The sequence below is a fragment of the Planococcus wigleyi genome (assembly GCF_014836985.1).
Lineage (GTDB): Bacteria > Bacillota > Bacilli > Bacillales_A > Planococcaceae > Planococcus > Planococcus notacanthi.
The window spans coordinates 1-23,463 of record NZ_JACSPU010000009.1; the positions used below are offsets into that span (position 1 = coordinate 1).

The 23,463-nt window shown below is 44.9% G+C and carries 25 protein-coding genes and 2 other annotated features; all 25 genes read left to right on the forward strand.

From position 1 onward, the window contains the following. Nucleotides 1–178: 178 nt before the first annotated feature. The 25 genes from H9630_RS17815 (at nt 179) to rpoB (ending at nt 23,387) form a co-directional block, all read left to right on the forward strand. The gene (locus tag H9630_RS17815) at nt 179–424 is read left to right on the forward strand and encodes a hypothetical protein (protein WP_191716843.1); all 246 of its coding nucleotides are present in this window, start codon (nt 179–181) and stop codon (nt 422–424) included. A 152-nt stretch (nt 425–576) separates the two neighbouring features. Next, nucleotides 577–1,047 carry a CtsR family transcriptional regulator gene (locus H9630_RS17820; protein WP_191716844.1) on the forward strand — a complete coding sequence of 157 codons (471 nt, stop codon included), beginning with the start codon at nt 577–579 and terminating at the stop codon, nt 1,045–1,047. 12 nt (nt 1,048–1,059) lie between these two features. Then, complete coding sequence (locus H9630_RS17825; RefSeq protein WP_191716845.1) at nt 1,060–1,593, forward strand: UvrB/UvrC motif-containing protein; 534 nt, start codon at nt 1,060–1,062, stop codon at nt 1,591–1,593. After that, complete coding sequence (locus H9630_RS17830) at nt 1,583–2,674, forward strand: protein arginine kinase (protein ID WP_191716846.1); 1,092 nt, start codon at nt 1,583–1,585, stop codon at nt 2,672–2,674. The genes H9630_RS17825 and H9630_RS17830 overlap by 11 nt, the downstream gene beginning before the upstream one ends. After that, a complete protein-coding gene (locus H9630_RS17835; protein ID WP_191716847.1) occupies nt 2,671–5,133 on the forward strand; it encodes an ATP-dependent Clp protease ATP-binding subunit in 2,463 nt (820 codons plus the stop codon). Before H9630_RS17830 ends, H9630_RS17835 begins: the two co-directional genes overlap by 4 nt. A 61-nt stretch (nt 5,134–5,194) precedes the next feature. Beyond that, the gene (gene radA, locus H9630_RS17840; RefSeq protein ID WP_191716848.1) at nt 5,195–6,571 is read left to right on the forward strand and encodes a DNA repair protein RadA; all 1,377 of its coding nucleotides are present in this window, start codon (nt 5,195–5,197) and stop codon (nt 6,569–6,571) included. A gap of 91 nt (nt 6,572–6,662) precedes the next feature. Continuing rightward, nucleotides 6,663–7,757, forward strand: coding sequence for a PIN/TRAM domain-containing protein (locus H9630_RS17845; RefSeq protein WP_191716849.1), 1,095 nt, complete (start codon nt 6,663–6,665; stop codon nt 7,755–7,757). Nucleotides 7,758–7,773: 16 nt separating this feature from the next. Further along, the gene (gene ispD, locus H9630_RS17850; RefSeq protein WP_191716850.1) at nt 7,774–8,469 is read left to right on the forward strand and encodes a 2-C-methyl-D-erythritol 4-phosphate cytidylyltransferase; all 696 of its coding nucleotides are present in this window, start codon (nt 7,774–7,776) and stop codon (nt 8,467–8,469) included. Beyond that, complete coding sequence (gene ispF / locus H9630_RS17855; protein WP_191716851.1) at nt 8,466–8,966, forward strand: 2-C-methyl-D-erythritol 2,4-cyclodiphosphate synthase; 501 nt, start codon at nt 8,466–8,468, stop codon at nt 8,964–8,966. The genes ispD and ispF overlap by 4 nt, the downstream gene beginning before the upstream one ends. Before the next feature lie 39 nt (nt 8,967–9,005). After that, nucleotides 9,006–10,469 carry a glutamate--tRNA ligase gene (gene gltX, locus H9630_RS17860; protein ID WP_191716852.1) on the forward strand — a complete coding sequence of 488 codons (1,464 nt, stop codon included), beginning with the start codon at nt 9,006–9,008 and terminating at the stop codon, nt 10,467–10,469. Nucleotides 10,470–10,512: 43 nt separating this feature from the next. Continuing rightward, nucleotides 10,513–10,731, forward strand: a binding site (T-box leader). 53 nt (nt 10,732–10,784) lie between these two features. Further along, nucleotides 10,785–11,447, forward strand: coding sequence for a serine O-acetyltransferase EpsC (gene epsC / locus H9630_RS17865; RefSeq protein ID WP_191716853.1), 663 nt, complete (start codon nt 10,785–10,787; stop codon nt 11,445–11,447). After that, the gene (cysS, locus tag H9630_RS17870) at nt 11,444–12,844 is read left to right on the forward strand and encodes a cysteine--tRNA ligase (protein WP_191716854.1); all 1,401 of its coding nucleotides are present in this window, start codon (nt 11,444–11,446) and stop codon (nt 12,842–12,844) included. Before epsC ends, cysS begins: the two co-directional genes overlap by 4 nt. A gap of 5 nt (nt 12,845–12,849) precedes the next feature. Then, the gene (locus H9630_RS17875) at nt 12,850–13,269 is read left to right on the forward strand and encodes a Mini-ribonuclease 3 (RefSeq protein ID WP_191716855.1); all 420 of its coding nucleotides are present in this window, start codon (nt 12,850–12,852) and stop codon (nt 13,267–13,269) included. Continuing rightward, complete coding sequence (rlmB, locus tag H9630_RS17880) at nt 13,266–14,021, forward strand: 23S rRNA (guanosine(2251)-2'-O)-methyltransferase RlmB (RefSeq protein ID WP_191716856.1); 756 nt, start codon at nt 13,266–13,268, stop codon at nt 14,019–14,021. Before H9630_RS17875 ends, rlmB begins: the two co-directional genes overlap by 4 nt. A 4-nt stretch (nt 14,022–14,025) precedes the next feature. Next, entirely contained in the window at nt 14,026–14,535 is a 510-nt protein-coding gene (locus tag H9630_RS17885) for an NYN domain-containing protein (RefSeq protein WP_191716857.1), read from the forward strand. 71 nt (nt 14,536–14,606) lie between these two features. After that, the gene (sigH, locus tag H9630_RS17890) at nt 14,607–15,257 is read left to right on the forward strand and encodes an RNA polymerase sporulation sigma factor SigH (RefSeq protein ID WP_191716858.1); all 651 of its coding nucleotides are present in this window, start codon (nt 14,607–14,609) and stop codon (nt 15,255–15,257) included. A 69-nt stretch (nt 15,258–15,326) separates the two neighbouring features. Then, entirely contained in the window at nt 15,327–15,473 is a 147-nt protein-coding gene (gene rpmG / locus H9630_RS17895; protein WP_142830497.1) for a 50S ribosomal protein L33, read from the forward strand. A gap of 59 nt (nt 15,474–15,532) precedes the next feature. Then, nucleotides 15,533–15,718, forward strand: coding sequence for a preprotein translocase subunit SecE (secE, locus tag H9630_RS17900; RefSeq protein WP_191716859.1), 186 nt, complete (start codon nt 15,533–15,535; stop codon nt 15,716–15,718). A gap of 103 nt (nt 15,719–15,821) precedes the next feature. Beyond that, a complete protein-coding gene (gene nusG, locus H9630_RS17905; protein ID WP_142830501.1) occupies nt 15,822–16,355 on the forward strand; it encodes a transcription termination/antitermination protein NusG in 534 nt (177 codons plus the stop codon). Between the two features lie 164 nt (nt 16,356–16,519). After that, nucleotides 16,520–16,945, forward strand: coding sequence for a 50S ribosomal protein L11 (rplK, locus tag H9630_RS17910; protein WP_006828906.1), 426 nt, complete (start codon nt 16,520–16,522; stop codon nt 16,943–16,945). 105 nt (nt 16,946–17,050) lie between these two features. Next, the gene (rplA, locus tag H9630_RS17915) at nt 17,051–17,749 is read left to right on the forward strand and encodes a 50S ribosomal protein L1 (RefSeq protein ID WP_191716860.1); all 699 of its coding nucleotides are present in this window, start codon (nt 17,051–17,053) and stop codon (nt 17,747–17,749) included. Nucleotides 17,750–17,791: 42 nt separating this feature from the next. Continuing rightward, nucleotides 17,792–17,940: a sequence feature (ribosomal protein L10 leader region), on the forward strand. A gap of 31 nt (nt 17,941–17,971) precedes the next feature. Continuing rightward, nucleotides 17,972–18,472 carry a 50S ribosomal protein L10 gene (gene rplJ / locus H9630_RS17920; protein ID WP_191716861.1) on the forward strand — a complete coding sequence of 167 codons (501 nt, stop codon included), beginning with the start codon at nt 17,972–17,974 and terminating at the stop codon, nt 18,470–18,472. A gap of 57 nt (nt 18,473–18,529) precedes the next feature. Beyond that, the gene (gene rplL, locus H9630_RS17925) at nt 18,530–18,889 is read left to right on the forward strand and encodes a 50S ribosomal protein L7/L12 (RefSeq protein WP_191716862.1); all 360 of its coding nucleotides are present in this window, start codon (nt 18,530–18,532) and stop codon (nt 18,887–18,889) included. 126 nt (nt 18,890–19,015) lie between these two features. Then, nucleotides 19,016–19,618 (forward strand): class I SAM-dependent methyltransferase, encoded by a 603-nt coding sequence (locus H9630_RS17930; RefSeq protein ID WP_191716863.1) that lies wholly within the window; start codon nt 19,016–19,018, stop codon nt 19,616–19,618. A 214-nt stretch (nt 19,619–19,832) separates the two neighbouring features. Continuing rightward, nucleotides 19,833–23,387: a DNA-directed RNA polymerase subunit beta gene (gene rpoB, locus H9630_RS17935; RefSeq protein ID WP_191716864.1), complete on the forward strand. Its 3,555-nt coding sequence runs from the start codon at nt 19,833–19,835 to the stop codon at nt 23,385–23,387. The last annotated feature ends 76 nt before the right edge of the window (nt 23,388–23,463 follow it).

Consider the following 23,463-nt stretch of genomic DNA (forward strand, 5'->3'; position numbering starts at 1 on the left):
GGTCTCCCCCTGTGAGAGTAAGACGTCGCTGGGCACATGAATGAAAGTCGTTACCGATTCCGGTAACGGCTTTTTTCTTTGGTGAAAAAAACGTTGTTCTATAAAAGTTATTTATAATAATTGAGAATAAGGATTGAAGAGGATGTGAAATGGGAAAAGCAGGAGTGAGGTGAGAATTATGAAACCCGGTATTTATAGAGTCGAAGCTATTGATAAAAGAACAGCATTGTTAAAAACAATTGAAAATGGGGAAGAACAGTATACTTTTCCAATAACAGATTTTACTCATAATGTTTCAGTTGGCGATGTAGTGGAGGTCTGGCAGGAAGGCATTAAGTGGAAGACTAAGTACATGGAAGAAAAAACAGAATCTGTATCCAGCCATGCAAAAGATTTTGTGAAGAGAATATTGGATCAGGAATAAACAGGAAGTCTTGAAGCGAAATTGCTTCGGGACTTTTTTGATTGTAAATTTTGATTCGTACTATTTGATATCCGCAAAAAGCTTGGTGTATAATTAAGTCAAATATAGTCAAAGTCAACTTTGGCATATTATGTATCGAAGAGGTGAAAGCGATGCGGAATATTTCGGATGTAATAGAAGGTTATTTGAAGCAGGTTATCGAATTAAGCGAGAGAGACCATATTGAAATTAAACGCAGTGAAGTAGCTGAAAAGTTTCAATGTGTTCCTTCTCAAATAAACTACGTCATCAATACTCGATTTACAGTTGACCGTGGATATTTGGTAGAAAGTAAGCGCGGTGGTGGCGGGTATATTCGAATTAAAAGAATCAGGCTTCATCAAAAATCAGATGTAATCGCAGATGTGATTCAGCGCTTAGAACATGGTGCCACTCAAGTAATGGCAGAAGATATTGTTTTTAGGTTGCTGGATGAAGAGGTTATTTCTAAAAGAGAAGCAAAGCTGATTCTCAGTGCTGTAGATCGCGCGACGCTGCTTTTGCCTCTTCCGACGCGTGATGAAGTCCGAGCTCGTATTCTTATAGCGATGCTCTTTACAATTAAGTATCAAACCACGATATAAAGGGGTGAAAAGATGATTTGCGATCAGTGCGGAGAACGTTCTGCATCAGTAATAGTTAAACAACAGCAACAAGGACAGATAACGGAGCTTCATTTATGCCATATCTGTGCAGCTGAAAACCATAGCATTAATATTGCTTTTGAACAGGATCCATTGGCTATTCATCAGCTATTATCAAATTGGTTCCCTAATTCGCAGGCATCTGTTAACCCTGTCAGAAAAGAAGCGGTGACCTGTCCATCCTGCGGATTTAGTTTTCCGAAGTTCCTGCAGCTTGGCAAGTTTGGTTGTGCTTCTTGTTATGATGCATTTTCCTCCCAATTGGATGAAATATTTAAAAGGTTTCATAATGGGAATACAGAACACACTGGGAAGATCCCGGCTTCTTATGGCACAACTTTAAAGATAAAAAAAGAAATAGAGGAACTGCGCAAGCAAATGCAGGTTTCTGTGAGTGAAGAGGATTTTGAGGAAGCTGCACGGCTAAGAGATGAAGTAAAAGTTTTGAGTTCCAAGCTTGAGGGAGGTGCTTCCAATGGCAGTTGAACGGTTTCTCCAACCTCGAGCAAGCAGCTGGATGGCGAATGATGGAGAGAATGTTGATATTGCAATGAGTACAAGAATCCGGTTGGCTAGAAATTTAGAGAATTTCAAGTTTCCGTATTCTTTTACTGAAGATGAGGCACTTAAAGTAGATAAAGAGATTTCATCTGTATTACTGGATAAAGGTGGCGATTTGGACTATACTTTCAGCCATATCAGTATTGAAGAACTTGCTAAACTCCAAAAGGAAGTACTGGTGGAAAAACACCTAATCAGTCCTTATCTGGCCAATAGCCAACATTCCGGTTCTGTTTTATTGTCTGATAACGAAGAGCTGAGTATTATGGTAAATGAAGAGGATCATTTGCGGATACAAAGTCTGCAGTCAGGATTCCATCTTCAGAAAGCGTATAAGATAGCGAATGAGTTAGATTCCTTATTGGAAAAGAACTTATCTTATGCCTTTCATGAAAAATACGGCTACTTAACTAGTTGCCCTACGAATGTGGGTACTGGAATGAGGGCTTCGGTCATGCTACATTTGCCGGCATTGACGATGTCCCATCAAATTCAACGGATCATTCCAGCGATTTCAAGGCTTGGCATGGTAGTTCGTGGCATTTATGGTGAAGGCAGTGAAGCATTAGGAAATGTTTATCAAATATCCAATCAATTGACGCTAGGTAAGTCTGAGTACGAAATTCTTCAGGATTTGGAGAATATGACAGAACAGATTATCCAACAGGAACGCAAAGCGCGGGAAGCAATTTTGTTGAATTCGCCGCTGGTGTTGGAAGATCGTGTCTATCGGTCACTTGGAACTCTTACCCATTCGAGACTGCTGACGACGGAAGAAGCTGCCACTTGTTTGTCAGATGTTCGATTGGGTATTGATTTAAAGATGATCCAAGATGTAGACATGTCGATTTTAAATGAATTGATGATTTTTATGCAGCCGGCCTTCCTGCAGCAATATGCAGATAAGCCGCTGCAGCCGAAAGAACGCGATTTTGCCCGGGCGAAGCTGTTCCGGGAGCGATTGAATAAAGAAGGTATAAATAGTGAAGGAGAGGATCTTGCATGATGTTTAATCGATTTACACAACGCGCACAAAAAGTTCTTCAGTTAGCTCAAGAAGAGGCCATTCGCATGAAACATGAATCAATCGGTACAGAGCATATTCTTCTCGGTTTAATTCGCGAAGGCGGCGGTATTGCTGCTAAAGCTCTGGAAGCGATTGAAGTGAATACACAATTGATTGAAGAAGGCGTTAAGGAACTTGTCGGTGTCGGCGAAAAAGATGTGGGCCCGATTGTGCATTATACGCCGAGAGCGAAAAAAGTCATTGAATTGTCAGTAGATGAGTCCCGTAAATTGGGCCATTCTTATATTGGTACAGAACACTTGCTGTTGGCGTTGATTCGCGAAGGTGAAGGCGTTGCAGCGCGTGTATTAGGTAATGCAGGCGTCAGCTTGAACAAAGCACGCCAGCAGGTGTTGCAGCTTCTGGGCAACAATGAACAGGCATCCACAGGCACAAGCCCGAATGCTTCGGCAAATACCCCGACGCTGGATGGCTTGGCACGTGATTTGACTCAGGTGGCCCGTGATGGCGGCTTGGATCCGGTCATCGGCCGCAGTGATGAAATCACACGCGTTATTGAAGTATTGAGCCGCAGAACGAAAAACAATCCTGTATTGATCGGGGAACCAGGTGTCGGTAAAACAGCGATTGCAGAAGGTTTGGCTCAACAGATCGTCAACAATGAAATTCCGGAAACTTTGCGCGACAAGCGCGTTATGGTCTTGGATATGGGTACAGTGGTTGCTGGAACCAAATACCGTGGCGAGTTTGAAGATCGCTTGAAAAAAGTAATGGATGAAATTCGCCAAGCGGGCAATGTCATTCTCTTCATTGATGAGCTTCACACGTTAATCGGAGCAGGTGGGGCAGAAGGTGCGATTGATGCATCCAATATCCTGAAACCTTCCCTATCGCGTGGAGAACTTCAATGTATCGGTGCTACAACTTTGGATGAGTACCGCAAGTACATTGAAAAAGATGCGGCTCTTGAACGCCGTTTCCAACCGATTCAAGTGGATGAGCCTACTGTTGAAGAGTCGATTCAGATTATCCGCGGATTGCGTGATCGCTATGAAGCGCATCACCGTGTGAAAATCACGGATGAAGCAATTGAAGCGGCAGCTAAAATGTCAGACCGCTACATTTCGGATCGTTTCCTTCCGGATAAAGCGATTGACCTGATTGATGAGGCAGGCTCTAAAGTAAGACTTCGCTCTTATACAACTCCACCAGATTTGAAGGAGTTGGAAGCACGTTTGGAAGCTGCACGTTCTGAGAAAAATGAAGCAGTGCAAAGCCAGGAATTTGAGAAAGCGGCTTCGCTCCGTGATGCAGAACAGAAATTGCAGAACCAATTAGATAAAACGAAGAAAGAATGGAAAGAAAAGCAAGGCAAAGAAGAGTCTGAAGTAACAGTGGAGGACATTGCGAAAGTCGTGTCCATGTGGACCGGCATTCCGGTTTCAAAACTGGCTCAAACAGAATCTGATAAATTGCTCAACCTGGAATCGATTCTTCACAACCGCATCATCGGGCAGGAAGAAGCTGTTACATCGATTTCGAAAGCGATCCGTCGTGCTCGTGCTGGATTGAAAGATCCTAAACGTCCAATCGGCTCATTTATTTTCCTTGGACCAACAGGTGTCGGTAAAACGGAATTGGCACGTGCGCTCGCTGAATCTATGTTCGGGGATGAAGATGCAATGATCCGCATTGATATGTCCGAGTATATGGAAAGACATTCGACATCACGTCTGGTCGGTTCACCTCCAGGATATGTCGGCTATGAAGAAGGCGGACAGTTGACTGAAAAAGTTCGCAGAAAACCATATTCAGTGGTCTTGCTTGATGAAATTGAAAAAGCTCACCCTGATGTCTTCAATATCTTACTGCAAGTCCTTGAAGATGGCCGTTTGACGGATTCTAAAGGCCGCAGAGTCGATTTCCGCAACACTGTCATCATCATGACGTCAAACGTTGGTGCAGAAGAGCTGAAATACAATAAATACGTCGGATTCAATTTAGAGGATTCGAAAACAGATTATAAAGACATGAAAGGCAAAATGCTTGCTGAATTGAAGAAAGCATTCCGCCCAGAGTTCTTGAACCGTATTGATGACATGATCGTCTTCCACTCTCTTGAAAAAGAGAACTTGAGAGAGATCGTGAATTTGATGACCAAGCAATTGGTGGAACGCTTGAAAGAGCAGGATATCGATTTGGAGCTGACCGATGCTGCGCTTGAAAAAGTCGCTAAAGAAGGATATGACCCGGAATACGGGGCGCGTCCACTTCGTCGTTCTCTTCAAAAACACGTGGAAGACCGCTTGTCAGAAGAGTTGTTAAAAGGTACAGCCCTCTCAGGCCAACGCATTATCTTCGATGTGGAGGACGATGACTTCATCGTTCGCACAAAAGCAACAGAAGAAGTGAAAGAAGCGGTAGTGGAAAAACAATAAGAACATTCCGCTCGCCGGAGACGCTCTCCGGCGAGCGGTTTTTCTATTTTAGGAGGTACACATGGCTAAGAAAAAGACGAAATTCATCTGTCAGTCTTGTGGCTATGAATCAGCCAGATGGATGGGGAAATGTCCGGGTTGTGCGGCATGGAATACGATGACTGAGGAAGTGGAAGTGGCTGCACCGAAAGGGACACGCGGCGCTTTTCAGCACAGTGCATCGGTTCCTCAGAAAGCGACGCCGATCAATGCCATTGAAACGCAGGATGAACCAAGAGTAGAAACAGAATTGAGTGAATTGAACCGTGTCCTCGGCGGGGGAATTGTGCCGGGCTCGCTGGTGCTGATTGGTGGAGATCCGGGTATCGGTAAATCGACTTTGCTGTTACAGGTATCGGCGATGCTTGCCAATAGCGGAAGCCGGGTATTATACATTTCCGGAGAAGAATCGATCCGCCAGACCAAGTTGCGGGCAGAACGTCTCGATGCTTCGTCTTCAGAGCTGTTCATTTATGCAGAAACGAATCTTGAATTGATTCATCATACCATTGAAGATGTAGCTCCTGATTTTGTCATTGTCGATTCGATTCAGACGGTTCACCACCCTGAAGTGACTTCTGCGCCAGGCAGCGTGACACAGGTTAGGGAAAGTACGGCCGAATTGATGCGGATTGCAAAAACGAAGAATATTGCCATTTTCCTCGTGGGCCACGTAACAAAAGAAGGCCAGATTGCAGGGCCGCGTATCTTGGAGCATATGGTGGATACTGTTCTGTATTTCGAAGGTGAACGCCATCATACGTACCGGATTTTGCGCAGCGTCAAAAACCGTTTTGGCTCGACCAATGAAATCGCTATTTTCGAGATGCTCCAGAGCGGCTTGAAAGAAGTGTTGAACCCATCTGAACTGTTCCTGCAGGAGCGGACGAGTGGTTCAGCCGGTTCGACAGTCGTCGCTTCAATGGAAGGCACACGTCCGATATTGGTTGAAATTCAGGCGTTGGTGACGCCATCGAGTTTCAACTATCCGAAACGCATGGCAACAGGCATCGATGTCAACCGTGTGTCGCTGCTGATGGCTGTGCTGGAAAAACGGGTGGGCATGCTGCTGCAGTCACAGGATGCGTACATCAAAGTGGCAGGCGGCGTGAAGCTGGATGAACCCGCTATCGATTTAGCTGTCCTCGCAAGCATTGTTTCCAGTTTCCGTGACAAGGCTCCAAATGTGTACGATTGCATCATCGGCGAAGTAGGATTGACCGGTGAAGTAAGGCGTGTGTCGCGTATTGAACAGCGCGTGCAGGAAGCAGCTAAGCTCGGCTTTAAACGGGCAATTGTTCCAGCGTCAAATTTAGGCGGTTGGGATTATCCGGAAGGGATTCGCGTAGTCGGTGTAGAAAGTGTTAATGATGCGTTAAAAGAGATTTTTCCACAGTAAGGAGGCTATATGCCTCCTTTTATTTCTAAATAAGGGTCATTAAAGCGTTTCAGATTTAAAATGTGTATAATTAAAAAAGGAGGTGGAGCGCGTGTTAAGACCTATTATTAAAATTATGTTTTTACTTATTGGTGCGACAGTCGGAATCTTATTATTGCCATCTGCATTTGAACTTATTCCCCTTCTCGACAATCCATGGATCAGTAACCCTTACGTAGCAGCAATTGTTGGTGCTCTGGTCTTTTTCCTGTTATCTTTATTATTTGTAGATTCTTTGATAAATTTCATGAAGTGGATGGAAGAGAAACTGCTTCATGCACCGACGCCGGATTTATTGTTCGGTACGGTTGGAATGATTATCGGCCTTGTGGTGGCGTTCCTGATCGGCTTTGCGCTGAGTACCGTTGATATTCCATTGGTGGCCACTGTGGCACCATTAATATTATCTGTAGTGCTTGGTTATTTAGGTTTTCAGGTAGGCTTCCAAAAACGCGAAGAAATGCTGACGATGTTGACGCCGGCGAAGTTTGCCCCGGTGAAAAAGCTGGAGCCGGAAGAACCGGTTGAGAAAGTGTCTTATAAGCTGCTTGATACCAGTGTCATCATTGATGGTCGGATTGCGGACATCTCGGCAACTGGTTTTATGGAAGGCACCTTTGTCGTTCCGCAATTTGTGTTATCTGAGCTTCAGCATATTGCCGATTCTTCGGACACGCTGAAACGGACGCGCGGCAGGAGAGGCTTGGACATTTTGAAACGGCTTCAAAGTGAACGCGTAGATGCGATTATGATTACAGAAGAAAGCTTTGACGAAGTCAGCGAAGTCGATTTAAAATTGATGCGCGCTGCAAAAAAAATGGGCGGCAAAGTGGTCACCAATGATTTTAATCTCAATAAAGTATGTGAACTTCATAATGTACCTGTCTTGAATATCAATGACTTGGCAAACGCTGTGAAACCGGTTGTGATTCCGGGGGAAGATATGCATGTAGTGGTCATCAAAGACGGCAAAGAGCAAAATCAGGGTGTAGCTTATCTGGATGATGGCACGATGATTGTGATTGAAGATGGCAAAGGGTTTATTGGCCAGGCGATCAATGTCACTGTCACCAGCGTTTTACAGACTTCTGCAGGACGGATGATTTTTGCGAAGCCGCGAGACGGCAAACAAACTGCAACAAATTGATAAAGGATGTTATCCAATGAACTATACAGTCGTCCTGCCTGCTGCCGGCAGCGGGAAACGAATGAAAGCAGATAAAAATAAATTATTGCTCGAACTTTTCGGCAAACCGATTTTTCTCTATACGCTGGAAGTGTTTGAGCGGGATCCGAATTGCGAGGCTATTTGGCTGGCGGTAAAAGAGCACGAACGGGAACTGATCGAAGAGTATGTAAAACGCTATGATATTACGAAAGTAAAAGGGTACGCTGCAGGTGGAACGGAGCGGCAGGATAGTGTTAGAGCCTGTCTTGAAGCGATTCCGCCTTGTGGCGTTGTTTTGGTTCATGATGCTGCCCGGCCTTTCATCGATCACGAAGTCATTGCACGCTTGGTAGAGGCAGCGCAGGAATCCGGAGCTGCCGTCGCTGGAGTGCCGGTCAAAGACACTATCAAAAAAGTGGAAAATGGCGTCATTTCTGAAACGGTCGACCGCAATCAATTGTGGATGATCCAGACGCCGCAGGCTTTCCGCTATTCATTGATCTTAAAAGCGGCTCAGGCAGCGCACAATGATGGATTCATGGGAACCGACGAGGCGATGCTTGTTGAACGTATGGACTACCCGGTAGCTATTATTGAAAGTACATACGAAAATATTAAAATGACGACGCCGGATGACTTGATTTATGGACGAGCTATTTTGGAGAGTCGCATACAGGAGGAACAGAAATGATTAGAATTGGACAAGGTTATGACGTGCATCAACTGGCAGAAGGACGCCCATTTATTTTAGGCGGCGTGGAGATTGAACATGATCGAGGGCTTCTTGGCCATTCAGATGCGGATGTCTTGCTGCATACCATTACAGATGCAGCGCTTGGCGCAATTGGCGGAGGGGATATCGGCAAGCATTTCCCGGATACCGATCCTGAATTTAAAGACGCCGATTCCCGAAAATTGCTGACGCATATTTGGGAATATGTAAAAGAGCAAGGCTATGAGCTGGGCAATGTCGATTGCACAGTCATCGCCCAAAAACCGAAGCTGGCTCCTTATATCGAACAAATGCGCGAATCGATTGCGAACTTATTGGAAGCGGATATTTCGCAGGTCAATGTTAAAGCGACGACTTCTGAGCATCTTGGGTTTACTGGCCGTGAAGAAGGAATTGCAGCATTAGCGGTGATCCTATTGAACAAACGTCCGGTTTCGCTTGATGTCCCAGAGTGATAGAATAACAGAAGGATAGATAATTTAGGAGGAACTTACATGACACAAGAAGTACGCGTACGTTATGCGCCAAGTCCGACAGGCCATTTGCACATCGGCGGCGCACGTACAGCATTATTCAATTACTTATTTGCACGCCATAATAACGGGAAATTCATTGTACGCATTGAAGATACCGATACAGCCCGCAATATCGAAACCGGCATTATGTCTCAGCTGGATAACTTGAAATGGCTCGGCATCGAGCACGACGAGTCGATTGATATCGGCGGAGAATACGGTCCTTATCGCCAGATGGAACGGTTGGATACGTACAAAGAGCATTCAGATCAGATGCTTGAAAAAGGCTTGGCTTATAAATGCTTCTGTACACCTGAAGAATTGGAAGCAGAACGCGATGCGCAAAAAGCATCCGGTATCGCAGCGCCTCAATACAGCGGCACTTGCCGCAACTTGACAGCTGAAGAAGTGGCTGAAAAAGAAGCGGAAGGCAAGTCGTTTACGATTCGTGCGAAAGTTCCTGCTTCAGTAACATATGAGTTCAACGATTTAGTGCGTGGTCCGATTTCATTCGAATCAAAAGATGTCGGCGATTGGGTCATGGTGAAAACCAACGGTATCCCAACATATAACTTTGCTGTGGTCATTGATGATCATTTGATGAAAATTTCCCATGTGTTCCGAGGAGAAGAGCATTTATCGAATACACCAAGACAGATGATGATCTATGATGCATTTGGTTGGGAATATCCAAGTTATGGCCACATGACCTTAATCATCAACGAGGACCGCAAAAAATTATCGAAACGCGATGAGTCGATTCTGCAGTTCATTTCGCAGTACAAAGACCTTGGCTATATTCCGGAAGCTTTGTTTAATTTCTTTGCGCTTCTTGGCTGGTCTCCAGAAGGCGAAGAAGAGATTTTCTCGAAAGAAGACTTGATCCGCATCTTCGATGTAGAGCGTCTGTCTAAATCGCCATCGATGTTCGATAAGCAGAAATTAATGTGGATGAACAACCAATACATCAAGCAATTGCCGCTTGAAGAAGTGGTGAAATTGTCTCTTCCGCATTTGCAGAAAGCAGGCAAGCTGCCGGAAGAAATGACGCCGGAGCAAGCGGAATGGGCGAACAAGCTGGTGGCTTTGTACCATGAACAGTTGAGTTATGGAGCAGAAATCACTGAGCTTTCCGAGCAGTTCTTTACAGAAGAATTGTCCTATGGGGAAGCCGAAAAAGAAATTTTGGCTGCTGAACAAGTGCCTGAAGTGATGACGGCATTCAAAGAGCAATTGGCTTCATTGGAAAACTTTGAGCCGGCTGAGATCAAAGCCGCAATCAAGGCGGTCCAAAAAACAACTGGCCATAAAGGCAAAAACCTGTTCATGCCAATCCGTGTCGTAATCACTGGACAAATGCATGGGCCTGAATTGCCGGATGCCATTTCCTTGTTAGGAAAAGACAAAGCCATCGCCCGTGTTTCACAATACGCAAGTGCCTAACGTTGACTTATTGAGCTGACGGTGTAAAATGAATTTACCATTAATAAAAACGTTGACGAGAAGAAGTACATGCAGAAAGCTCTCAAGAGAAGGTCCCCACCGGCTGAAAGGGATCTGGGCCGCTGCTGCATCGAAATGCCTCTCTGAGTGCTGAGTCGAATCAAGTAGACCAGACGTCTTGCCTGCGTTATAGGCCTTCGAGAGAAAAGGGTGCAGTTGCCCTTTTAATCAGAGTGGAACCGCGCAGCTATGCGTCTCTGTCATGTAATGTGACAGGGGCGCTTTTTATTTTGGATACGAAAGGGAGCGATAGAGATGTTTAAATTATTGAAAGATGACGTTGATGTTATTTTCGAGCAGGATCCGGCAGCCCGCAATTATTTGGAAGTCATTTTGACGTATTCCGGTTTGCACGCCATCTGGGCGCATCGGCTGGCACATTTTTTCTTCAAGAATAAACTATTTTTCATTGCCCGTGTCATTTCACAGATCAGCCGCTTTTTCACAGGAATCGAAATCCATCCAGGTGCGGTCATTGGCCGCCGCTTCTTTATTGACCACGGGATGGGCGTGGTCATTGGAGAGACTTGTGAAATCGGCGACAATGTCACCTTGTATCAGGGCGTTACGTTAGGCGGTACCGGAAAAGAACGCGGGAAACGCCATCCGACATTGGAAGACAATGTGCTGGTTGCTACTGGCGCCAAAGTACTTGGATCGATCGTTGTCGGTGCCAATTCCAAAGTTGGAGCGGGATCAGTGGTATTGAAGAACGTACCGATGAATTCGACAGTAGTCGGGATTCCGGGGAAAGTGGTGATTCAGAACGGCGTCAGAATTAAGCCGGATTTGAACCATCAGAATATGCCGGATCCCGTTATGGATAAATGCGAAAGCATGGAAATGAAGATTGCCAGATTACAGCAAGAAGTTGAAGAGTTAAAAAAAGCTAGGCAGGAAGAAGGGGAACGTTTATGACTATCCAGATTTTTAATTCATTGTCACGGCAAAAAGAAGAGTTCGTTCCTTTAGAAGAAGGAAAAGTAAAAATGTATGTCTGCGGACCGACTGTTTATAATTACATCCACATCGGCAACGCGCGTCCGGTAATTGTCTACGATACAGTGCGCCGCCATCTGGAATATCGCGGCTATGATGTGAAATATGTATCGAATTTCACTGACGTCGACGATAAATTGATCAAAGCGGCCAACGAACTCGGCCAGGAAGTACCGGAAATTGCAGAGCGCTTTATCGCCGCTTATTTTGAAGATACGAAAGCCTTGGGCTGCTCAGAAGCGGACGTCCATCCTCGTGTAACCGACCATATGGTGCAGATCATCGATTTTATTGCAGCGTTGATTGAAAAAGGTTATGCCTATGAGTCGCAGGGAGATGTCTATTACCGTACCCGGAAATTTGAAGGCTACGGCAAACTGTCCCATCAGTCAGTCGACGAACTGAAAGTCGGTGCGCGCATTGAAACCGGCGACAAAAAAGAAGATGAATTGGATTTCGTGTTGTGGAAAACAGCGAAGCCGAAAGAGATTTCATGGGACAGCCCATGGGGCAAAGGGCGTCCGGGCTGGCATATTGAATGCTCGGTCATGGCACGTGAGCATTTGGGTGATACCATCGATATCCATGCAGGCGGACAGGATCTGACTTTCCCGCATCATGAAAATGAAATTGCCCAATCGGAAGCTTTAACCGGTAAACCTTTTGCGCGTTATTGGATGCATAATGGGTATATTAATATTGATAACGAAAAAATGTCGAAGTCACTGAACAACTTTGTGCTGGTGAACGATATATTGAAGGAACTTGATCCACAAGTGTTGCGTTTCTTCATGCTGTCGGTTCATTACCGCCACCCGATCAACTACTCGCAGCAATTGGTGGAAGATGCCATTGCCGGATTGGAGCGGCTGCGTACGGCGTATGCCAATTTAAAGCATCGCTTAAGCACATCAGCTGATCTGGGTGACCATTCCGATATTTGGATCGATAAAATCGAAACCATTAAAACAGCTTTCGTTGAAACGATGGATGACGATTTCAATACGGCAAATGCCATTTCAAGTTTATTTGATTTGTCCCGTTTGTCGAATACGTATTTGCTGGAGAAGCAGACATCAACAACGGTTCTGGAAACCTTTATTGCCGTCTTTGATGAATTAGCCGGCGTGTTGGGGGTTCCATTCAGCCAAGAGGAAGAATTGCTGGATGAAGAAGTCGAGGCTTTGATGGCAGAGCGCATCGAAGCGCGCAAAAACCGCGATTTTGCCCGGGCTGATGAAATCCGTGATTTATTTAAAGAGAAAAATATCATTTTGGAAGATACGGCACAAGGTACACGCTGGAAGAGAGGGTAATAAAGTTGAATGTTTTACGAAAAAATGATGTAGACCAACTGAACGCGTTGGCTCTTGCCTACATGGGGGATGCCGTTTATGAGCAGTCCATCCGCGAACATTTATTGCGTTCGGGACGCGTTAAACCAAATATCCTGCACCGCCAGTCGACCACTTTCGTTTCTGCCAAAGCGCAGGCGATGGTCCTGAAGCGGCTGACGGAAGAAGGATTTCTGACAGAAGCGGAATTGGCAGTCATGAGACGGGGGCGCAATGCCAAGTCGGGATCGGTTCCGAAAAACACCGACGTTCAGACTTATAATTTCAGTACGGCTTTTGAAGCGGTGCTGGGCTGGCTATACTTAAAAGAAGAACAAGCGCGTGTGGACGAAATCATTTCCTATGCGATTGAGATTGTCGAAGAGCTGGGAGGCGTGTTGAAATGACGGAAGAAGAATTGGCACCAGAGATAATCGGCGGCAAGAATCCGGTTTTGGAAGCGCTGCGTGCAGACCGGGATATCAATAAAATCTGGATTGCAGAAGGCGTCCAGAAAAAAGGCATCACCGAATTGCTGCAACTGGCAAAAGACAAAGGCGTTATCGTCCAGTCCGTGCCGAAGAAGAAAATCGACGGTTTGACGGACACCAACCACCAAGGCATTGCAGCAGCAGTGGCTGCCTATAATTACGCGAGCCTGGATGATTTGTTCGAGGCAGCTGCTTCAAAAAATGAAGATCCGTTTTTCCTGATTCTAGATGAGTTGGAAGATCCGCATAATTTGGGTTCCATTATGAGAACGGCTGATGCGATCGGCGTGCATGGTTTGATTATTCCGAAGCGCCGCGCTGTCGGCTTGACGGGTGTGGTAGCAAAAGCTTCAACAGGAGCGATTGAACATGTGCCCGTTGTACGCATCAATAATTTGTCGCAGACCGTGGATGAGTTGAAAAAGCGTGGAGTTTGGATTGCTGGTACAGATGCCAAAGAATCGGTGGATTACCGGAGAATGGATGCAGCTCTTCCGTTGGCCGTCATCATCGGCAGTGAAGGAAAAGGAATGAGCCGGATTCTACGCGAAAAATGCGATTTCCTTTACCAATTGCCTATGGTCGGCCATGTAACTTCATTGAATGCTTCAGTAGCAGCAAGCTTATTGATGTACGAAGTTTACAGAAAGCGCAATCCACTGGTTTAATGCCATGAATATTCTGCTGGTTGATGGGTACAATATCATTGGAGACTGGGTGGAACTGCAAGAACTGAAGAAAGACAAATTGGCCAATGCCAGAGACCGGCTCATAGAGCGCATGGCTGAATACCGGAGTTACAAAGGATGGCGTGTCATCATCATTTTTGATGCCCACCTGGTTCCAGGCATTGAAGCCAAGAATCTGCACCACGATGTTGAAGTCATTTTCACAAAAGAAAGCGAAACGGCAGATGAACGGATCGAGAAACTGGCGACCAGTTTAAACAACCGCCGCGACCAGATTTATGTAGCCACGTCGGATCTGACCGAGCAATGGGTCATTTTCGGCAAAGGCGCCTTGCGAATTTCAGCCCGTGAGTTGGAAATCGAAATGATTGAAATTCAGGAGAACATCACTAAAAAAGTAAAAGAAATCCAGGAGCAGCGCGGGATTTCCAAAATACCGCTGTCCGGCGAAGTAGCGGAAATTTTCGAAAAATGGCGAAGAGGCTTGAAATGAACGGTTGACGCTCATTTTTTTCTTCCTGTATACTGAAGATATCGAGGCTCACGCAATCGGAGGGATCACCCGTGGAGATTAATGATCAAGTTCAGCCCCAACGATTCACCGACATGACAGATGAGGAACTTGTCAGTTCAGTCCACAGTGGAAACACGGAAGCATTGGATTTTTTGATTACAAAGTTCCGGCCTTTTGTTCGAATGAAAGCCCGCTCGTATTTTTTGATCGGTGCCGATAAGGAAGACATCATCCAGGAAGGCATGATCGGCCTGTATAAGGCTATCCGTGATTTCCGAAGTGATAAATTATCTTCGTTCCGTGCGTTTGCAGAACTTTGCATCATCCGGCAAATCATCACGGCCATTAAAACGGCCACACGCCAGAAGCACATCCCGTTGAATTCTTATGTATCTTTGGATAAGCCGATTTATGATGAAGAATCTGACCGTACCTTGATGGACGTACTGACTGGAAACGGTGTGGACGACCCGGAAGATTTGATCATCCATAACGAGGAATTTCAGTATATGGAAGAGAAGATGGGAGAAGTACTGAGTGAACTTGAGCGTGAAGTGCTGGCCCTTTATCTGGATGGCCAATCCTACCAGGAAATTTCGGAAAAGCTTGAGCGCCACGTAAAATCAATTGACAACGCGCTGCAGCGGGTCAAGCGAAAACTCGAACGCCACTTGCAGATCAACGAGATGCCGAGCTCTTGACGCGCGGTTGACAGGTCTGTTTGAAGGTGATAACCTTGAAAAAGCTGTAAACTTGAATAAGGTGATAACATGGCTAAAAAAATTGTTTTAAGCTGCTCGAAATGTGCATCCCGCAATTACACGGTTCCTGCGAAAGCGGAATCCAGCACACGTTTGGAACTCAAAAAATTCTGTGCTCATTGCAATGGGCATACCGTGCATAAACAAACGATATGAATTTTAACTGAATGCCGGACGATATAGAGTGATTTTGAAATTCGGAGGTTTTTTAAACAATGGGTAACATTGGCGGTTTCTTTAAAAATGTCGTTTCGGAAATGCGGAAAGTTAGCTGGCCGAAGCGAAAAGAACTAACTCGTTATACGATCGTTGTTCTTTCTACTTGTATTTTCATGGCCCTCTTCTTTGCAGTAATTGATGCAGGCATCTCGGAAATATTCCGTTGGTTCTTAGCACTTTAAGTCATCCGACAAGAATAACGCATAAAAAATAGCCCGTCATTCTATGAGAACGGGTTTTTTCATTTGGTAAAAAAGGAGGGATGGACGTTCAGTCCGCTCGATTATGGAGAAAAATTGGTATGTAGTCCATACGTATTCCGGGTACGAAAACAAAGTTAAAGCTAACCTGGAAAAACGTGTAGAAACAATGGGTATGGAAGATCTGATTTTCCGCGTCATCATTCCGGAAGAACAGGAAACAGATTTTAAAGACGGCAAGAAACGCACAGTCATGCGCAAAACATTCCCTGGGTATGTCCTTGTGGAATTGATCATGACAGATGAATCTTGGTATGTCGTCAGAAATACCCCAGGAGTTACAGGGTTTATCGGGTCATCAGGCGGGGGAGCAAAACCAACGCCATTATTAGACGAAGAAGTTGATTTCATTCTGAAACAAATGGGAATGACTGAACGCAAAGTGGATATTGACTTTGCAGTTGCCGATACAGTTGAAGTAATGGAAGGGCCATTCGCCAACTTCCAAGGGAAAGTGGAAGAAATCGATGATACAAAAGGCAAAGTTAAAGTGTCGATTGATATCTTCGGCCGCGAAACCAAAATGGAACTGGATTTCGAGCAAGTTCAAAAAGTATAAAAGCCCCTTGCTATTCTCAAGTATTAATGGTATTATTTCAGAGGTCAGACTGTCCTAGGATAATCTGTACAATTTAGCTAATTCTATCAACATCGTTGACAGACAGATATTGAGTGGGAGGGGAAACCCTATTACCACATCACGGACTTAAGGAGGTGTGTTTCGTGGCTAAAAAAGTTGTTAAAGTTGTAAAATTGCAGATTCCTGCAGCAAAAGCTAATCCAGCGCCACCAGTTGGTCCAGCATTGGGTCAAGCAGGTGTTAACATCATGGGCTTCTGTAAAGAGTTCAACGCGCGTACGGCAGACCAAGCAGGACTGATCATTCCAGTTGAGATTTCAGTATTTGAAGATCGTTCATTTACATTCATTACGAAAACTCCACCCGCAGCTGTTCTATTAAAAGTAGCAGCCGGTATTGAATCAGGTTCAGGCGAACCGAACCGCAATAAAGTAGCGACTGTGAAACGCGACAAAGTTCGCGAAATCGCAGAAACTAAAATGCCAGATCTAAATGCTGCTTCAGTAGAAGCTGCAATGTTGATGGTTGAAGGTACTGCTCGCAGTATGGGCATTACAATCGAAGACTAATTCTAGCAGTTGTTTTTGGATGGGTTGCGCAGTTCATCATGAACCGCGCAGCCTTTAATCGTGGGAGGTTCATTCCGTTATACCACAACAAGGAGGACGTTTAAAATGGCTAAAACAGGCAAAAAGCTGCAAGAAGCAGCAAAATTGATCGACCGTTCAAAACAATACGAAGCTAAAGAAGCAATCGAACTTGCGAAAAAAGCAAGCACAGTGAACTTTGACGCTACAGTAGAAGTGGCTTTCCGTCTTGGAATCGACACGCGTAAGAACGACCAGCAAATCCGTGGGGCAGTAGTACTTCCAAACGGAACTGGTAAAACTCAAAGCGTATTGGTTTTCGCTAAAGGCGAAAAACTTAAAGAAGCTGAAGCAGCTGGCGCAGATTTCGTAGGCGATGCTGAATATATCCAAAAAATCCAACAAGGATGGTTTGACTTCGACGTGATCGTTGCAACTCCTGACATGATGGGTGAAGTTGGTAAACTTGGACGCGTTTTAGGACCAAAAGGCTTAATGCCAAACCCGAAAACAGGCACAGTTACATTTGATGTAACCAAAGCTGTTCAGGAAATCAAAGCTGGTAAAGTGGAATACCGTGCAGACAAAACAGGTATCATCCACGCGCCAATCGGGAAAGTTTCTTTTGATGACAGCAAACTTGCTGAAAACTTGGAAGCGATCTATGACGTAGTCCTAAAAGCGAAGCCATCTTCTGCTAAAGGTACTTACATCAAATCATTGAATGTTACTACTACAATGGGACCTGCTGTTAAAGTTGACCCAACTAAAGTAGTCGCTAAATAAGATATTGACATTACATTTCCGCTCTGCTATACTAGCGGAGTTGTGAAATACCCATTTGTACCGCAGACAGTAGGGGCGCCAGTCGCTTAATTTATCCCTGCCGAGGACATGATGAATTCAGATAACATCTTTTGGATGCTGATTTTATGCCTCTGTGTCTGTAATGGACCAGAGGCTTTTCTTATGGACGGTATAAATGAAAAATCTATAGGAGGTGCCAAAATGAGCAAAGCAGTTGAAACGAAAAAAGTTGTCGTGCAAACAATCGCTGATAAATTCGGCGCTGCAGCTTCGGTTGTAGTTGTTGATTACCGTGGATTGAACGTTGCACAATTAACAGAACTTCGTAAACAGCTTCGTGAAGAAGGCATTGAGTTTAAAGTTTACAAAAACTCAATGACTCGTCGTGCAACAGAAATGCACGGTCTTGAAGCGATCAACGAACACTTTACAGGACCAAACGCAATTGCATTTTCTAACGAAGATGTAGTAGCGCCAGCAAGAATCATCAACAACTTCGCTAAAGCGAACGAAGCGCTTGAAATTAAAGCAGGTATCATCGAAGGTGCGGTAGCATCTGCTGAAGATGTGAAAGCATTGGCAGAACTTCCATCACGCGAAGGCTTGCTATCTATGCTACTCAGCGTACTACAAGCTCCAGTCCGCAACTTTGCAGCTACTACCAAAGCAGTTGCAGATCAAAAAGAAGAACAAGGCGCTTAATAAAGTTAGCCGGCTAAGCACGAAAAAAATATTACCTATCAATAGGAGGAAACTATAATGACACAAGAACAAATCTTAGACGCAATCAAAGAAATGACAGTTCTTCAATTAAACGACCTAGTAAAAGCAATCGAAGAAGAGTTCGGCGTAACTGCTGCTGCTCCAGTTGCTGCTGCAGCTGCTGGCGGTGCTGCTGCTGAAGAACAAACTGAATTCGACGTAATCCTAGCTTCTGCTGGCGATTCAAAAATCAAAGTAATCAAAGCAGTACGCGAAGTAACTGGTCTTGGTCTTAAAGAAGCGAAAGCTCTTGTAGACGAAGCTCCTAAAGCAATCAAAGAAGGCGTTTCTAAAGAAGATGCTGAAGAAATCAAAGGCAAACTTGAAGAAGTTGGCGCATCAGTAGAAGTTAAGTAATTTTATAAAATATGAAAAAAAGGAGGGGAAGTTCGTCAGGTTATACCGACGGGCTTTTCTTCTTTTTCAATTTATTTGCATCGCGGGCATTTGTCCGTAATATGGTGAATGTAAGGAGGGCTTTAAATGTCCCAACATTATTATTCCAAAAATCCTCAAACAAAAAGCAATCCTCGAGAATGGACAGACGTATTGCGCGGCGAGAAATTCCGGTTCCAGACTGACGCAGGCGTTTTCAGCAAAAGTGAAGTTGATTTTGGTTCGCGTTTATTGATTGAAACATTCCAGGGATCTGAAATAGATGGACCGGTGCTGGATGTGGGCTGTGGTTACGGGCCAATCGGAATGGCGGTCGCCAAAGCATTCCCTCAAAAACAAGTTCATATGGTGGACGTGAATACGCGGGCTATTGAACTGGCAAAAACAAATGTTGAAAAAAATGATATTTCCAATGCCGAGATTTACGAAAGTGATGGGTTGAGTGCTGTGGGGGTTTCCGGGTTTTCTGCTATTCTTACAAACCCGCCAATTCGGGCAGGGAAAGACACCATTTTCCGGTTTTATGAAGAAGCTGCTGAAAAGTTAGCGGATGGTGGATCGTTGTGGGTAGTTATCCAGAAAAAGCAGGGTGCGCCTTCTACGCAGGTGAAACTGGAAGAGCTTTTCGGAGAAGTAAAAGTGGCCGATAAGAAGAAAGGTTACTTTATTTTCGAAGCGAGAAAAGTTTGACTTGACAAAACGCCTGTGTTATTATAATGAAATGCAAAATTTATTATTTTGAGGTCGTTTGCCCTTTTTCGGGCATGGCATGGCGACAGAGCTAGTCACGTGTAAACCGAAAATGAGCTAATTTAGTCTCGTTTTCTTTTTGTCTTTTCGATATCATACACTATTTTGTGGAAATCGCAAAGACCTATAATCGTTTTATTGAGGGGTGAATAAGTTGGTAGGTCAACTAGTTCAGTACGGTCAACATCGTCAACGCAGAAGTTTTTCGAGAATCAGTGAAGTGCTGGATCTTCCGAACTTGATCGAAATTCAATCGTCATCTTACGAATGGTTCCTTGAAGAAGGACTTCGCGAAATGTTCCGGGATATCTCGCCGATTGAAGATTTCACAGGGAATCTATCACTCGAGTTTGTTGATTACAGTCTCGCGGAACCGAAGTATCCAGTCGATGAATCGAAAGAACGTGACGTTACTTACGCAGCGCCGCTGCGTGTCAAAGTGCGTCTACACAACAAAGAAACAGATGAAGTGAAAGAACAGGATGTCTTTATGGGGGATTTCCCATTAATGACAGAAACGGGTACTTTCGTCATCAACGGCGCAGAGCGCGTCATCGTTTCCCAATTGGTTCGTTCGCCAAGTGTTTATTTCCACGACAAGACAGACAAAAATGGTAAAAAAGGCTTTGGAGCAACTGTTATTCCGAACCGTGGAGCATGGTTGGAATATGAAACAGATGCGAAAGATGTCGTGTATGTCAGAATTGACCGCACACGTAAATTGCCGGTAACGGTTCTTTTGAGGGCTCTTGGCTTCGGATCTGACCAGGAAATCATTGATTTACTTGGCGATAACGAATTCCTTCAAAATACGCTTGAAAAAGATAACACAGAGAGCACAGAAAAAGCGCTTCTTGAAATTTACGAACGCTTGCGCCCTGGTGAGCCACCGACGGTTGAAAGTGCGAAGAGCTTATTGTATTCACGCTTTTTCGACCCAAAACGCTATGACTTAGCAAATGTCGGCCGTTATAAAATGAACAAAAAACTTCATATTAAAAACCGTCTTTTCAACCAAACCATTGCTGAAACATTGGTGGACCCTGAAACTGGCGAAATTTTAGTTGAAGCTGGCACATTGATTGACCGTCGTGTACTTGATCGTTTGATCCCGAACTTGGAAAATGGAGTTGGTTTCCATACTGTTTCCCAAGTAGGCGGAGTTCTGGAAGGCGAAGTTACCTTGCAGTCGGTCAAAATCTACGCGCCAAACAGTGAAGACCAGAAAGAAATCACTGTCATCAGTAATGCTTATATAGAAGATAAGATCAAACATGTAACGCCGGCTGATATTATTTCTTCTATCAGTTACTTCTTTAACCTACTTTACGGTGTCGGAAACACGGATGATATCGATCATCTTGGTAACCGCCGTCTTCGTTCAGTAGGGGAATTGCTTCAGAACCAATTCCGTATTGGATTGTCCCGTATGGAGCGCGTTGTGCGCGAACGGATGTCCATTAACGATACACAGGCAATCGTTCCTCAGCAATTGATCAATATCCGTCCGGTTATTGCATCAATTAAAGAGTTCTTCGGCAGCTCGCAGCTTTCACAGTTTATGGATCAAACCAATCCATTGGCTGAATTGACACACAAACGCCGTCTGTCGGCGCTTGGGCCCGGTGGTTTAACGCGTGAACGTGCTGGATTTGAAGTGCGTGACGTTCACTATTCGCATTATGGCCGCATGTGTCCAATTGAAACACCTGAGGGTCCGAACATTGGATTAATCAATACCCTGTCAACATTCGCGAAAGTGAATAAGTTCGGTTTCATCGAAACCCCTTATCGCCGTGTAGACCCTGAGACAGGGCTTGTTACCTCACAAATTGATTACCTGACTGCGGACGAAGAAGATAACTATGTAGTGGCTCAGGCCAACTCGAAGCTGAATGACGATGGTTCATTTGCCGACGATGGTGTTGTGGCACGTTTCCGCGGTGAAAACACCGTTTATAAACGCGGCAGCATCGATTACATGGATGTTTCTCCAAAACAGGTCGTTTCTGTAGCGACAGCTTGTATCCCGTTCCTTGAAAACGATGACTCCAACCGAGCATTGATGGGAGCGAACATGCAGCGTCAGGCAGTTCCGTTATTGAATCCGGAAGCTCCTTTTGTTGGAACCGGTATGGAACACCTGGCAGCTCGTGATTCTGGTGCAGCTGTCGTTGCAAAACATGATGGCATTGTAGAATACGTGGAAGCTAAGGAAATTTCAGTCCGCCGCATCGAAGTTGTGGATGGCAATGAAGTCCGAGGCGACCTGGATACCTACAAATTGCAGAAATTCGTCCGTTCTAACCAAGGGACAAGTTATAACCAACGCCCGATCGTCAAAGTCGGAGACCGTATTTCCAAACGCGACATTCTTGCTGACGGACCTTCAATGGAACGTGGGGAGATGGCATTAGGAAGAAACGTACTGGTTGCCTTCATGACATGGGATGGCTTTAACTACGAAGATGCGATCATCATGAGTGAGCGCTTAGTGAAAGACGATGTTTATACATCTGTCCATATCGAAGAGTACGAATCCGATTCACGTGATACGAAATTGGGGCCGGAAGAAATTACGCGTGATATCCCGAACGTTGGGGAAGACGCATTGCGTAACCTGGATGACCGAGGAATTATCCGTGTCGGAGCTGAAGTGAAAGATGGAGATATTCTAGTTGGTAAAGTAACACCTAAGGGCGTTACGGAATTGACTGCTGAAGAACGTCTTCTTCATGCGATCTTCGGTGAAAAAGCACGTGAAGTGCGCGATACTTCATTGCGGGTGCCTCACGGTGCTGGCGGTATTGTACTGGATGTTAAAATCTTCAACCGTGAAGATGGAGACGAATTGCCACCGGGTGTAAACCAGTTGGTTCGTGCATATATCGTTCAAAAACGTAAAATCTCCGTCGGCGATAAAATGGCTGGACGCCACGGAAACAAAGGTGTTATTTCAAGAATTCTTCCTGAAGAAGATATGCCATTCATGCCAGACGGCACACCGGTCGACATCATGTTGAACCCACTTGGTGTACCATCGCGTATGAATATCGGTCAGGTACTTGAACTGCATCTTGGAATGGCTTCCCGTTCACTTGGAATTCATATGGCTTCATCTGTATTTGATGGAGCGAATGAAGAAGATGTACTGGAAACAATGGAAGAATCAGGTATGCCGCGCGATGGCAAAACAATTCTCTATGATGGCCGTTCTGGTGAAGCATTCGATAACCGTGTGTCTGTAGGGATCATGTATATGATCAAACTTGCCCACATGGTCGATGATAAATTGCACGCCCGTTCAACTGGACCTTACTCATTGGTTACACAACAGCCATTGGGTGGTAAAGCACAATTCGGCGGACAGCGTTTTGGTGAAATGGAAGTATGGGCACTTGAAGCATATGGTGCTGCACATACATTGCAGGAAATCTTAACCGTGAAGTCGGATGACGTCGTAGGCCGCGTGAAAACGTATGAAGCGATCGTCAAAGGTGAAAGTGTACCGGAACCAAGTGTGCCGGAATCATTCAAAGTTTTGATTAAAGAGCTTCAAAGTTTAGGTATGGATGTCAAGATGCTGACGATTGATGATGAAGAAATCGAATTGCGCGACCTGGATGAAGAAGAAGATCTTCAGCCTGCGGATTCATTGAACATCCTTCCGATTGCAGATACAGAAGCACCGGTTGGAACGATTGATTAATGCCCATTGGAATCGAACGGCTTTAAACGGCCGTTCTCCATTTATTCGTTTAGCCATTACCGAGGAAGAGCCGTAC